Here is a 13,807-nt window from a genome sequence, read left to right as displayed (position 1 = left end):
CCCGGACGCTTGGGCGCCACGCGCGGGCCGGAGGCGGCACGGGCCGCTTCCAGCGCGGCATTGATCGCGGCGCGCGCCGAGTTCATGGCGGGTGCCGGATTGGCCGGCGGCGGTGGTGCGGCCGGGCGCTACGGCGCGGCGGCAGGCGCTTGCGCGGCCGGCGCTGCTGCCGGGCTGGCGGCTGGTGCGGCGGCACGCGCCGCCGGTGCCTGCGCCCGCGGCGCTGCTGCCGCAACGGGCGCGGCGATACGTTCCGCACCGCCCTGCCCCGGCCGGAAGGCCAGCATGCGCAGCAGGGTCATCGTAAACCCGGCGTACTCGTCCGGTGCCAGGCCGATCTCGTTGCGGCCGTGCACGGCGATCTGGTAGAAGAGCTGTACTTCCTGCGGATCGAAGGCCGCGGCCAGGCGCTGGATGTCGCTGAGCTCCGGCAGGTCCTGCGGCACGGCGTTGGGTACCGATTGCGCCAGCGCGATCCGGTGCAGCAAGGTGCCGAGATCCTGCAGCGCGCCGTTGTACGACAGGCTGCGGCTGGCCATCTCGTCGGCCACGGCCAGCAGGTCGGCGCCGTTTTCGTTCGCCAAAGCGTCGAGCAGGCGCACCAGGTAGGACTGGTCGAGCGCCCCCAGCATGCCCTGCACCGCATCCAGGGTGACGGCGCCGGCCGCATAGGCGATCGCCTGGTCGGTCAGCGAGAGCGCGTCGCGCATCGAGCCGTGCGCGCCTTGCGCCAGCAGGCGCAGGGCCGGCTGTTCGAACGTTACGCCTTCCTGGCCCAGGATGTTTTCCAGGTGGCCGACGATGTGGCCGGGAGGCATCTGCTTCAGGTTGAACTGCAGGCAGCGCGACAGCACCGTGACCGGGATCTTTTGCGGATCGGTGGTGGCGAGGATGAACTTGACGTGCTCGGGCGGTTCCTCGAGCGTCTTCAGCATCGAATTGAACGCGTGGTTTGTAAGCATGTGCACCTCGTCGATCATGTAGACCTTGAAGCGCGCATTGCTCGGTGCGTAGACGGCCTGCTCGAGCAGCTGGGCCATCTCGTCGACGCCGCGGTTGGAGGCGGCGTCCATCTCGATATAGTCGACGAAGCGGCCGGCGTCGATCGCGCGGCAAGCCTCACATACTCCGCACGGCTGGGCCGTGATCCCGCCCGTGCCGTCCGGCCCGGTGCAGTTGAGCGACTTGGCAAGGATACGCGAGAGCGTCGTCTTGCCGACGCCGCGCGTGCCCGTGAACAGGTAGGCGTGGTGCAGGCGGCCGGTATCGAGCGCATGCGTGAGCGCGCGCACCACGTGCTCCTGGCCGACCAGCGTTTCGAAGTTCTTGGGGCGGTATTTGCGGGCGAGGACTTGATAGGACATACCGCGATTTTACCGCAGTTGGGCCGTGGCGGGCAGTTTCCCGGCTGAGGCCAGGCTGAAGACGATGGATGCGCGTGCAACATTTGTCTTTGCCGCACAAACAATTGTTTAGGGCGGACGCGTGCTGACGAAGGGACGAAAAGGAAGGGGGAACAGCGAGGAAAAACGAAGGAGGCGAGCCTGATCTGCGGCACTTGCGGTGAACGGCTTTGGCTGCTTCGTTCCCGACCTGACCAGGTAAACCATGCCACAATGCGCAGGGGCCCGCCAGCCCTCATTATAACCGACCCCGGGGGTTTTGGGGCCGGTTGTTGTCATGCCTGTTTCAACAAGGCCAGCAAGGCATGCGCACCCGGTTCGGACGAGGCCGGATTCTGGCCGGTTACCAGCAAGCCGTCGGTCAGCACATACGGCGCCCAGTCCCCTGCCTTGCTGTACTGGGCGCCATTTTTCACCAGCATGTCCTCGACGAGGAACGGGACCACATCGGTCAACCCGACCGCGGCCTCCTCGGTATTGGTAAAGCCGGTGACGCGCTTGCCCTGCACCAGCGGCTTGCCGTCCGGTCCCTTCACCTTCCCCAGCACGCCCGGCGCGTGGCAGACCGCGGCAACCGGTTTGCCGGCCGCCACCATGGATTCGATCAGGCGGATCGAATCCCGGTCTTCGGCCAGGTCCCAGAGTGGACCATGCCCGCCGGGATAGAACACGGCATCGAACTGTTCCGCCGAGACACTGGCGAGCTTGACGGTATTAGCCAGCGCCTGCTGCGCGGCCGGGTCCTGTTGAAAGCGCCGGGTCGCCTCGGTCTGGGCGTCGGGCTCGTCGCTCTTCGGATCGAGCGGCGGCTGGCCGCCTTGCGGCGAAGCCAGCGTCAGTGTCGCGCCGGCATCCTTGAATACATAATAGGGAGCAGCGAACTCTTCCAGCCAGAAGCCGGTTTTCTTGCCGGTGTCGCCGAGGCGGTCGTGCGAGGTCAGCACCATCAGGATGTTCATCGGGCCTCCTTCAAGGTTCTTGATCGAAGGCCGAGTCTAACGGAGCAGCGCCGCGCGCGACGCACGATCTCTTATAGCCCCAGCTGCTGCCAGATGTCGTCGACCCGCTGTTTGACTTCCGGCGTCATCACGATCGGGGTGCCCCATTCGCGATTGGTCTCGCCCGGCCACTTGTTGGTGGCGTCGATGCCCATCTTGCTGCCGAGGCCGCTGATCGGCGAGGCGAAGTCGAGGTAGTCGATCGGCGTGTTATCGACCAGCACCGTGTCGCGGGTCGGATCGACCCGGGTCGTGATGGCCCAGATCACCTCTTTCCAGTCGCGCACGTCGACATCCTCGTCGACCACGACAATGAACTTGGTATACATGAACTGGCGCAGGAAACTCCAGACCCCGAACATGACGCGCTTGGCATGGCCGGCATACTGCTTCTTCATCTGCACCACGGCCATGCGGTAGCTGCAGCCTTCCGGCGGCAGGTAGAAATCCGTGATCTCGCTGAACTGCTTTTGCAGCAGCGGGATGAAAACCTCGTTCAGCGCCACGCCGAGCACGGCCGGCTCGTCGGGCGGCTTGCCGGTATAGGTCGAGTGGTAGATCGGGTCGCGCCGCATCGTGATGCGATCGATCGTAAACACCGGGAAGCTGTCCTGCTCGTTGTAATAACCGGTGTGGTCGCCGTAGGGCCCTTCCAGCGCATGCTCGAAGCCCGACGGATGGTTCTCGTCCGGATAGATATGACCCTCGAGCACGATCTCGCTTGATGCCGGCACGCGCAGTTCGCTGCCGATGGCTTTCGTCAGCGTGGTGCGCTGGCCGCGCAGCAGGCCGGCGAACTGGTATTCGGACAGGCTGTCCGGCACCGGCGTCACCGCGCCGAGGATGGTGGCCGGGTCGGCGCCCAGGGCCACCGCCACCGGATAGGGCTGGCCCGGATTGGCGATCGTGTGCTCGCGGAAGTCGAGGGCGCCGCCGCGGTGCGCCAGCCAGCGCATGATGACCTTGTTCGGTCCCAGCACCTGCTGGCGATAAATTCCTAAGTTCTGCCGCTTCTTGTTCGGACCCTTGGTGATCACCAGGCCCCAGGTGATCAGGGGCGCGATATCGCCCGGCCAGCAATGCTGGATCGGCAGGCGTCCCAGGTCGACGTCCTTGCCTTCCCAGACGATGTCCTGGCAAGGCGCCCCCTTCACTTCCTTCGGCGCCATGTCCCACACGGCCTTCACGAGCGAACCGAGGCCCATGATGTCCTTGAAGCCGCGCGGCGGCTCGGGTTCCTTCAGGCGCGCCAGCACGTGGCCGATGCGGCGCAGCTCGCTCACGTCGTCCGCGCCCATGCCCAGTGCGACGCGCTGCGGGGTGCCGAACAGGTTGGCCAGCACGGGGATCGTGTGGCCGGTCGGATTTTCAAACAATAAAGCCGGTCCGCCGGCGCGCAGGACGCGGTCGGCGACCTCGGTCATCTCCAAATTCGGGGAAACCGGGATAGTTACACGCTGAAGATCACCATTTAGTTGCAGTTGGGACATAAAATCCCGAAGATCTGAATATTTCATCAAGTTTTGCTTGTTTTTTCACTTGCTTGAGGTTAATCAAATACCTGCGCCAAGTATTTGATTTGGCAAGGTATTGCTGAGCTCACGACCCAAAAGTCAGATCTATAAGTTATAAAGCGCAGTCGTGCTAGTATTGACTTGGTATAAACGACCTCCTACAATCCCTCCTACTTGATGAGGCGGCCATTTTTCAGAGCAGATTGTAGCCGCTCTCATAACTTCACGGGGTCGGGGCCCCAATGACATTTTAAGGAGTGTTTCCACCAGGCGTCTGCCTGAACCCCCGAGACAGTTGTTGAGCCACTGGACCGCACCCGCCCTGGGCTAGCGCCAGCTGAAGCAAAGCAATGACGGCGTTTTGGTCTTCCGCACTGGAAGCCCTGACGATTTTTCTGATGCACGGCATTGGTACCTCCGCAGCGCCTGAGCGCCGCGACGGGATCCTTTTCGCCGCGACAAAGGGGACTTCGATGATCAATCGTTTGTTCGGCACGAGCGCAAGGCTCGTCCACCTGGCCAGCCAGCCAATCACGTTTTCACAAGTGAGCAAAACGGCGCGTGGTCTGCTGACCACAATGCAACACACTTTGACCGTGTTCGGTCTCTCGGCAGTGGCGGTACTGGCCCTGCTGTACTTGAATCCAGATGCAGCGAAGAAAGTTTCGCAACTGCTGCACCCAGAAACCGTCGCCGCACCTGTCCGTACCGTCGTCGCGACCGCTACCCCAGCCCCGGTTCAGGATGCCGCGGTGGACACCACGCAAGACAAGGCCGACCACAAATACCTCGGCAACAGCAAGCAGCAACAGAACGTCACCTCCTGGCTGGCCAAGCGCTACCGCGTGGCCGGCGACGCGGCCAACATGCTGGTCTCGACGGCCTACACGACGGCCCACGAGATCAAGCTCGATCCCCTGCTGATCCTGGCCGTGATGGCCATCGAATCGGGCCTGAACCCGTTCGCGGAAAGCCCGATGGGCGCCAAGGGCCTGATGCAGGTGATGGCCAAGGTCCACCACGACAAGTTCGAAAGCCTGGGCGGCGCCGAAGCCGCGCTGAACCCGGTCGCCAACATCAAGGTCGGCGCGCAGATCCTGAAGGACTACGTGAAGCGCACCGGTTCCGTCGAAGGCGGCCTGAAGACCTACGTCGGCGCGGCCGACATGGAAGACGATTCGGGCTACGGCGCCAAGGTGCTGGCCGAATATAAGCGCCTGAAGATGGTTGCCGGCGGCAAGAAGGTCCCGACGGTCACCCCGCCCGCACCGACCCAGATGGTCGTAAAGAGCGCCCCAGCCGCCCCCGCCGCCACCCCGGCACCGGCCAAGCCCGAGCAGCCCGCGGCCGAACCGCACACGGACGCCCTAGCGACGCTGTAAGCACCGATCGTTCACGCCTCATGCCACCGCTTGCGGTGGCTTTTTTATGTCGAGACGGTAATGCACCGTAGGGTGGGCATGCCCACGCGGTTTGTTGCTTGGAAAGCCTGCGCCTTTTCGCATGCTCGGCTGCGGCATGAACGCACCCGTGCATGGTCTTATGGAGATGATATGCCATCGCATGCACACGTACGCGTGGGCATGCCCACCCTACGGTGCACAGCCGTTACAGGCGAGCATGGCCAATCGATACCGCAACAAAACAAAAAGCCACCGCGCTTCTCAGCGTCGGTGGCTTTTTGCCGCCCTACTATATATAGAGGGAATCAGCGCCGTGCGTCGGCTCCGACCTCTTCCGGACGCAGCTTCGACGCCAGCTTGTCGAGCACGCCGTTGACGTACTTGTGGCCGTCGATGCCGCCGAAGGACTTGGTCAGCTCGACCGCTTCGTTGATGACGACGCGGTACGGGATCTCCGGGTGGTTCTTCAGTTCGAAGGCGCCCAGCAGCAGCACGCCGTGCTCGATCGGCGACAGGTCGGCCACCGGACGGTCGATCAGCGGGGCGATGGTCTCGCGCAGCTCGACCGAGGTCGTGATGGTGCCGTTCAGCAGCGACGAGAAGTACTCGCCGTCGGCCTTGTCGAAGCCGTGGGCGGCGCGGATGTTGTTGGCCACCTGGCTCGATGGCTCATTGTTCAGCAGCCATTGGTACAGGCCCTGCAGCGCGAACTCGCGCGCGCGGTGGCGCGGCGTGCGGTTCTTGCTCGGGTTGGCGTGGGTGGTCTTGTCGGTCATGTTCGTCTTTCGCTTACTCTTCTTCTTCCTCGGGGTGCAGCTCTTCCAGCGCCAGCAGCAGGTTGGCCATCTCGACCGCGACCTTGGCCGCGTCGGCGCCCTTTTCCGCCATGCGCACTTCGGCCTGCTCGTCAGTCTCGGTGGTCAGCACGGCGTTGGCGATCGGGATGCCGTAGTCCAGGCCGATGCGGGTGATGCCGGCGCCCGACTCGTTCGAGACCAGCTCGAAGTGGTAGGTTTCGCCACGGATCACGGCGCCGAGTGCGATCAGGGCGTCGAACTGCTGGGTCTCGGCCATCTTCTGCAGGGCCAGCGGAATTTCCAGGGCGCCCGGCACGGTCACGTGCAGGATGTCCTCGTCGGCCACGCCCAGGTGCTTCAGCTCGGCCAGGCAGGACGACAGCAGGCCATGCCCGACGTCGGCATTGAAGCGCGCCTGCACGATTCCGATGCGCAGGTCCTCGCCTGTCATGTTGCTCTCATAAGTTCCTACGGTCATGGCTGCCCTCTTCTTGATATGTTCGTGTAATAGATATGTATGGTAACGCGTCAGGCCGACGGATTCGCAATGTATCCGGTGACTTCGAGATCGAAACCGGTCATCGACGGCATCTTGCGCGGATTGGCCAGCAGCTTCATCCTGCCCACGCCCAGGTCCTTCAGGATCTGGGCGCCGATGCCGTAGGTGCGCAGGTCCATCGTGGCCGCGCGGCCGGTCGGACGCGCGCCCGGCGCATCCAGCGAAGTGAACTGCGCGAACAGCTGCTCGGCCGTCTCGCCGCAGTTGAGCAGCACGATGACGCCCGAGTCGCTCTTCTTGATCGCTTCCATGGCCGAGGCCATGGTCCAGGAGTGGGTGGTGGCGCGGTGTTCCAGCACGTCCAGGATCGACACCGGCTGGTGCACGCGCACCAGGGTCTCGTTGGCGCGCTGCACGTCGCCGTGCACCATCGCCAGGTGAGCGCAGCCGCTCGGCTTGTCGCGGTAGGCGACCAGCTTGAATTCGCCCTGCGCCGTGTTCAGGGTGCGCTCGGCAACGCGCTCGACCAGATTTTCTTTCTCGCTGCGGTAGTGGATCAGGTCGGCGATGGTGCCGATCTTGAGGCCGTGTTCCTTGGCGAATTCGATCAGGTCCGGCAGGCGCGCCATGGTGCCGTCTTCCTTGATGATCTCGCAGATCACCGAGGCCGGGGTCAGGCCCGCCATTTCGGTGAGATCGCAGCCTGCTTCGGTATGGCCGGCGCGCATCAGGACACCGCCCTTCACCGCGCGCAGCGGGAAGATGTGGCCAGGCTGCACCAGGTCGTCCGGCTTGGCGTTCCTGGCGACGGCGACCTGGATGGTGCGGGCGCGGTCGGCCGCCGAGATGCCGGTGGTGACGCCTTCGGCCGCTTCGATCGAGACCGTGAAGTTGGTGCCGAAGGAGGTGCCGTTACGGCTCGTCATCATCGGCAGGGCCAGCTTGTCGCAGATTTCCTCGCTGAGGGTCAGGCAGACCAGGCCGCGCGCGTGGCGGATCATGAAGTTGATCGCTTCCGGGGTGACGAAGTCCGCCGCCAGCACCAGGTCGCCCTCGTTCTCGCGGTCTTCCTCGTCAACCAAGATGACCATCCGGCCGGCACGCAGCTCGGCAACGATTTCCTGAGTACTAGAAATAGACATTCGAATCCTTGAAACGGTGACGCATCGTGCGTAATCCGCTATTTTAAAGGATTTGTTGCCGTTTAACCGAGTCCGATGCGAGGAACTCGACCACATGGACGCAAAAGCCAGTGTGTCAAATACAACAACTAACGTTGCACACGTGCAACAGAATGCATTTATTCAAAAGTAATTGTTAAATTCCATGTTTTAATAAGCAACTTTGTGGTGTATGCGACATGCAAAGGATTATGATTTACAAGGATCGGGTCTAACGCGCCGGCGTGCTGCCGCCGGTGTATTCATGGAGTAGTCATGCTGGTACCAATGTTCACGCATCAGTTCACCGCCGCAGCCCGGGAGCGAAACTGATGGCCACCATTCTCATCGTCGACGACCGGCCGAGCAACCGCGCCTATCTGCTGGCCCTCCTCGGCTTCACCGAACACCGGCTGCTGGAAGCCGAGGACGGTGCCGCCGCCCTGCAACTGGTGCGGGCCGAACGCCCGGACCTGATCATCACCGACATCCTGATGCCGACCATGGACGGCTACGAGTTCGTCCAGCGCCTGCGCGCCGACCGCGCCCTGGCCGCGACCCGCGTCATTTTCTATTCGGCCGTGTATGCCGAACGCGAGACGGTGGCGATGGCACGCAGTTGCGGCGTGCAGACCGTGCTGTCGAAACCTTCCGATCCGCAGGACATCATGGCCGCGGTGAACGCGGAACTGGGCCTGTCGGCCGCCGCACAGGCCAGCGCCGCTACTGCCTCCTCCACTGCGCCCTCCGCCCCGGCGCAGCAGGCGCGCAGCGCACCCGAGCCAGCCGCGCCACCTGTTCCGCCGCCCGCCGACAGCCGCCTCGCGACCCGCCTGGCCGCGCTCGAAGACATGTGCCTGCGCCTGGCAAGCGAGCGCCGGGTCGAGGGCCTGGTCGACCTGTTCCTGCAGGCTGCGCAGCGCATCCTCGACGCCGACCAGCTGGCCCTGTGCCTGCTCGAAAGCGACGAACGCACGGTCAGCCACCTGGCCGCGCGCGGACTCGACGACGCCCAGCTGGCGCCGCACGCCACCGGCACCCGCCTGCCCGGCGCCCTGCTGCAAACGCGCGAAACCCTGCTGCTGGCCGAGGGCGACCCGCTGCTCGCCACGCTGCCGCCCGGCCTGCCGCGCTGCGGCTCCTTCCTCGGCCTGGCGGTGCGCGACCAGCGCCACCTGCATGGCTGGCTGTTCCTCGTGCGCGCGCCGAGCGCGCCGGCCTTCGAACGCGAGGACGCGCGCTGGGCCGCGACCCTGGGCGCCCACCTGGCGGTGGCCTACGAAAACCTGAACCTGTACGCCGTGGTCCAGCGCCACGCGGCACAGCTGCAGCTGGAAGCGACGGCGCGCGCCGAGGCCGACGCCGCCCTGCGCGAGAGCGAACACCGGCTCGAGCTGGCGCGCCAGGTCTTCGACAGCACCCAGGAAAGCATCATGATGACCGATGCCTGCGCCAACATCGTCGCGGTCAATCCGGCCTTCGAGCAGATCACGGGCTTTCGCGAAGCGGACGTCGTCGGCAAGAACCCGCGCCTGCTGCGCTCGGGCCGCCACGACGCCGGCTTCTACCGCTGCATGTGGAACGGCCTGGAACAGGATGGCCAGTGGCGCGGCGAGATCTGGAACCGCCGCAAGAACGGCGAGGTCTACCCGGAGCGCACCAGCATCAGCGCGGTGCGCGACGACGCCGGCAATCTGACTGCCTACGTCTCGGTCTCGACCGACCTGTCGGCGCTGAAGGCGGCCCATAACCAGCTCGACTTCCTGTCGAACCACGATGCGCTCACCCTGCTGCCGAACCGCTCGCTGTTCCACGACCGCCTGCAGCAGGCGATCGCCGCGGCGCGCCGCGACGGCAGCCAGCTGGCCCTGCTGCTGGTGAACGTCGACCGCCTCTCGCGCATCAACGACAGCCTCGGACACGCCGCCGGCGACGCCCTGCTGCGCGAAGTGGCGCGCCGCGCCAGCGAGGTGGCGGGACCGGCCGACACCGTCGCGCGCCTGTCCGGCGACGAATTCGTGCTGCTCACCAGCTGCGACGATACCGAGGACATCATCTTTACCGCCCAGCGCCTGATCGAAGCCATCGCCCAGCCGCATTCCGTGGTCGGGCACGACGTGGTCGTCACCGGCAGCATCGGCATCAGCGTCTTCCCGCGCGACGGCGACGTACCGGGCGACCTGCTGAAAGCCGCCGACGCGGCCTTGGCGCACCAGAAGGACGCCGGCCGTAACGGCTTCCGCTTCTTCAAGGGCGAGATGAACGCCGAGGCGATGCGCTGGCTTGCACTGGAGACGCGCCTGCGCCGCGCCATCGGCCAGGCCGAGCTGGCCCTGCACTTCCAGCCGCAGGTGGCGGGCGAGGATGGACGCGTGCTCGGCATGGAAGCCCTGCTGCGCTGGCACAGCTCGGAGCTGGGCCGGGTCTCGCCGGCCGACTTCATCCCGCTGGCCGAGGACACGGGCCTGATCCTGCCGATCGGCGACTGGGTGATCCGCCAGGCCTGCCTGCAAAACAAGGCCTGGCAGGATGCCGGCCTGCCGCGCGTGCCGGTGGCGGTCAACGTCTCGGCGCACCAGTTCAAGGCCGGCACGGTGCCGCAGGTGGTGCGCAACGCCCTGCTGGAATCCGGGCTGGAGGCGCGCTATCTCGAGATCGAACTGACCGAAAGCGTCATGATGGGCGACACCACGGCGGCCGAAGCCCAGCTGGCCGAGCTGCGCGCGATGGGCGTCTCGCTTTCGCTCGACGATTTCGGCACCGGCTATTCCTCGCTCGGCTACCTGTCGCGCTTCTCGCTCGACAAGCTGAAGATCGACCAGGCTTTTGTCCGCAACATCACGGGCGACCCGCGCAGCGCGGCGATCGCCCAGGCCACCATCGCGCTGGCCGAAGGCTTGTCGCTGCGGGTCGTAGCCGAAGGCGTCGAGACCCTGGCCCAGCGCGACTACCTGGGCCGGATCGGCTGCAAGGTGCTGCAAGGCTACCTGTACAGCCAGCCGCTGCCGGCGCGCGAGATGGAAACGCTGTTGCAGGTGGGGCGCATCACGGTGTAAGAAGCAGTAGGGTGGAGTCCCGACTCCACGCGTTGACGTGCGCCCGTACACCGCGCGCCCGGTACAATGGCCCCTCGACGCCTATCCACGGAAGCCCTGATGTTCGCTCAATTCGTCCGCTACGCCTGTCTCGCCGCCGTCCTCTTCCTGCAGCCTTTCAGCGCCGGCGCCGCCCTCAAGCTCGACGCGCCGATTCCCGTCGGCCCCCAGGTCAAGGTCGGCAAGCTGCCCAACGGCCTGACCTACTATATTCAGAAGAACACGCGCCCCGAGCGCAAGCTCGAACTGCGCCTGGTCGTGAAGGCCGGCTCGATCCTCGAAGACGAGGACCAGCAGGGCCTGGCCCACTTCGTCGAGCACATGGCCTTCAACGGCTCGACCAACTTCAAGAAGCACGAGCTGGTCGACTACCTGCAGTCGATCGGGGTCAAGTTCGGGGCCGACCTGAACGCCTATACCTCCTTCGACGAAACCGTCTACATCCTGCCGATCCCGCTCGACCGCCCGGAGAACCTGGGCAAGGCCTTCCAGGTTCTCGAGGATTGGGCGCACGGCCTCTCCTTCGACGAGGACGTCATCGAGAAGGAGCGCGGCATCGTGCTGGAAGAACTGCGGCTGGGGAAAGGCGCGGGCGACCGCATCGGCAAGCAAATCTACCCGAAGATCTACAACGGCTCGCGCTATGCCGAGCGCCTGCCGATCGGGAAGGAGGAAGTGCTGCGCAGCTTCAAGCCGGAGACCCTGAAGCGCTTCTATCGCGACTGGTACCGTCCCGACCTGATGGCGGTGGTGGCGGTCGGCGACATCGATCCGAAGACCATCGAAAAGCTGGTCAAGACCCACTTCTCGAAGCTGAAGAACCCGAAGCCGGCGCGGCCCCGCGTGTATGCGGAGATCCCGCAGCGTGAGGAGACCGAAGCGGTGGTCGTCACGGACAAGGAAGCCGGCGGCAACAGCATCCTGGTGCGCTACCCGGTGCAGCCGGTACGCGAGCCCGACACCGTGCGCGGCTACCGCGAGCAGCTGGTCGAAGGCCTGTTCACGGGCATGCTGGGCGCGCGCCTGCAGGAGCTGTCGCAGCTGGCCGAGCCGCCCTTCCTGCGCGGCGGCAGCGCCCTGGGCAAGCTTACCCCTTTCTACAAATCCTTCAACACCAGCGCCGTGATCGGTCCCGGCGGCGCGCCAAAGGCGATCGACGCCCTGGTGCGCGAGAACGAGCGCGCGCGCCGTTACGGTTTCGGCCAGGCCGAACTCGATCGCGCCCGCAAGAACATGCTGCGCAGCTTCGAGCGCCTGTACAGCGAACGCGAGAAGACCGATTCGGGCGCCTACGTGGCCGAGTACATGCGCAACTTCCTGCAGCAGGAACCGATTCCCGGCATTGCCGCCGAATACCGCTACGCCAACGAGATGCTGCCCGGGGTGACGCTGGACGAGATGAACGCCTATGCGCGCCGCACCATCCCGGCCAACTCGGGCAAGCTGGTGATCTACACCGGCATCGAGCGCGCGGACACCCCGCCGCCGCAGGGCGAGGCGCTGCTGGCGGCCCTGAGCGCGGCGGAAAAGGCCGAGGTCGCGCCGCACGAGGAAAAGGCGCTCGGCAGCCAGCTGATGGCCAAGCCGCCCAAGGCCGGCAGCATCGTCAGCGAAACCGGGGACAAGGCGCTCGGCCTGACCTATCTGACCTTTTCGAACGGCGTCAAGGCGATCCTGAAGCCGACCGATTTCCGCAACGACCAGATCGTGATGAGCGCGGCGCGCTACGGCGGCCAGAGTCTGTTCGGCGACGCCGACATCCTGAATGCGCGCTACGCCAACGCCATCGTCGCCAGCATGGGCCTGCAGGACTATTCGCCGCTCGACCTCTCGAAGGTCCTGGCCGGCAAGGCGGCCGCTGTGACCATGGGTCTGGCCGGCTACAGCGAAGTGCTGGGCGCCTCGTCCGGCGCGACCGACGTCGAGACCATGCTGCAGCTGCTGTGGCTGCGCTTCGATGCCGTGCGCCGCGACGAGGATTTGTTCAAGTCCTTCATCGGCAAGCAGGTCGAAGCGGCGCGCAACCGCCTGGGCCAGCCGGGCGCGCGCTTCGGCGACGCCGTCGTCGCCACGCTCTACAACAGCCACCCGCGCGCGCCGCGCCCGCTGCGGCCGGAGGAATTCGAGCAGATCAGCCTGGACCGCAGCATCGCCATCTACCGCGAACGCTTCTCGAGCGCCAAGGACCTCACTTTCGTGATCGTCGGCAGCTTCGATCCGAAGGCGATGAAGCCGCTCCTGGCCACCTATCTCGGCAGCCTGCCCACGCCCGACATTCCGACCGCCTGGCGCGACGTCGGCCTGCGTCCGGTGAAGGGCGTGGTCAAGCGCGCCGTGTACAGCGGCAGCGAACCGAAAAGCACGATCTCGCTCACCTTCACCGGCGAAGCGCCCTTCTCCGAGCCTGAGCAGATGCGCCTGCAGGCGCTGGTCGAGATCCTGAATATCCGCATCATCGAGGTGCTGCGCGAACAGCTGTCCCTGATCTACGGCGGCAGCGCCAGCGCCCAGCTGGGCCGCATCCCCTACGGGAACTACACGTTGTCGGTGACGCTGCCGACCGGTCCCGAGAGCGTCGACAAGGTGTTAAAGGCCACCTTCGACGAGTTCGAGCGCCTCAAGCGCGATGGCCCGAGTGCGGGCGATCTCGCCAAGGTCAAGCAGAACTGGATCCAGAACCACCGCAAGGCGCTGCGCGAAAACGGCTACTGGCTGGGCCGCATCCAGGCGGCGCTGATCGACGAGACCGATCCCGCCGACATCCTGACGCACGAGCAGCGCGTGAATGCCCTCAGCGCCGGCGAAGTGCAGGAAGCGGCGCGGCGTTACCTGAACACGGAGAATTACGTGCAGGTGGTGCTGTATCCGGAGAAGAAGGCGGAGGCGGCGGTGCAGCAGGCTGCGAAGGAAACGCCGACTGTACCTGCGAACTGACCCG

Annotated in this window: 8 protein-coding genes, 1 other RNA gene and 1 pseudogene; 3 read left to right on the top strand and 7 right to left on the bottom strand. The window is 65.3% G+C overall.

The window, feature by feature from the left end; translation table 11 throughout:
- From dnaX to ubiD, 4 genes and pseudogenes are all read right to left on the bottom strand, one after another.
- A pseudogene (gene dnaX, locus C2862_RS02000) lies at positions 1-1,364 on the bottom strand (DNA polymerase III subunit gamma/tau); the annotation flags it as partial.
- Between the two features lie 170 nt (positions 1,365-1,534).
- Positions 1,535-1,633: signal recognition particle sRNA small type (ffs, locus tag C2862_RS01995), an RNA gene on the bottom strand.
- A 45-nt stretch (positions 1,634-1,678) separates the two neighbouring features.
- Positions 1,679-2,362, bottom strand: coding sequence for a type 1 glutamine amidotransferase domain-containing protein (locus C2862_RS01990; protein WP_136218415.1), 684 nt, complete (start codon positions 2,360-2,362; stop codon positions 1,679-1,681).
- Positions 2,363-2,433: 71 nt separating this feature from the next.
- The gene (gene ubiD / locus C2862_RS01985; protein WP_136218414.1) at positions 2,434-3,918 is read right to left on the bottom strand and encodes a 4-hydroxy-3-polyprenylbenzoate decarboxylase; all 1,485 of its coding nucleotides are present in this window, start codon (positions 3,916-3,918) and stop codon (positions 2,434-2,436) included.
- A gap of 575 nt (positions 3,919-4,493) precedes the next feature.
- Here ubiD and C2862_RS01980 point away from each other — a divergent pair.
- Positions 4,494-5,297: a transglycosylase SLT domain-containing protein gene (locus tag C2862_RS01980; RefSeq protein ID WP_229467250.1), complete on the top strand. Its 804-nt coding sequence runs from the start codon at positions 4,494-4,496 to the stop codon at positions 5,295-5,297.
- 326 nt (positions 5,298-5,623) lie between these two features.
- On the opposite strand, the gene nusB is transcribed toward C2862_RS01980, so the two are convergent.
- The 3 genes from nusB to ribBA are packed head-to-tail and all read right to left on the bottom strand — an operon-like array spanning position 5,624 to position 7,756.
- Positions 5,624-6,094: a transcription antitermination factor NusB gene (gene nusB, locus C2862_RS01975; RefSeq protein WP_136218412.1), complete on the bottom strand. Its 471-nt coding sequence runs from the start codon at positions 6,092-6,094 to the stop codon at positions 5,624-5,626.
- 13 nt (positions 6,095-6,107) lie between these two features.
- Complete coding sequence (ribH, locus tag C2862_RS01970) at positions 6,108-6,593, bottom strand: 6,7-dimethyl-8-ribityllumazine synthase (RefSeq protein WP_056339428.1); 486 nt, start codon at positions 6,591-6,593, stop codon at positions 6,108-6,110.
- 50 nt (positions 6,594-6,643) lie between these two features.
- Positions 6,644-7,756 carry a bifunctional 3,4-dihydroxy-2-butanone-4-phosphate synthase/GTP cyclohydrolase II gene (ribBA, locus tag C2862_RS01965; protein ID WP_136218411.1) on the bottom strand — a complete coding sequence of 371 codons (1,113 nt, stop codon included), beginning with the start codon at positions 7,754-7,756 and terminating at the stop codon, positions 6,644-6,646.
- A 350-nt stretch (positions 7,757-8,106) separates the two neighbouring features.
- Between ribBA and C2862_RS01960 the strand changes: the two genes are divergently transcribed.
- On the top strand, positions 8,107-10,830 hold the full coding sequence (locus C2862_RS01960) for an EAL domain-containing protein (RefSeq protein ID WP_136218410.1): 2,724 nt from the start codon (positions 8,107-8,109) through the stop codon (positions 10,828-10,830).
- A 99-nt stretch (positions 10,831-10,929) separates the two neighbouring features.
- Positions 10,930-13,803 carry a pitrilysin family protein gene (locus tag C2862_RS01955; protein WP_136218409.1) on the top strand — a complete coding sequence of 958 codons (2,874 nt, stop codon included), beginning with the start codon at positions 10,930-10,932 and terminating at the stop codon, positions 13,801-13,803.
- Positions 13,804-13,807 lie beyond the last annotated feature (4 nt).

The organism is Massilia sp. Mn16-1_5 (genome assembly GCF_004798585.1).
GTDB lineage: Bacteria > Pseudomonadota > Gammaproteobacteria > Burkholderiales > Burkholderiaceae_D > Telluria.
This window is presented reverse-complemented; position numbering and strand designations above follow the sequence as displayed.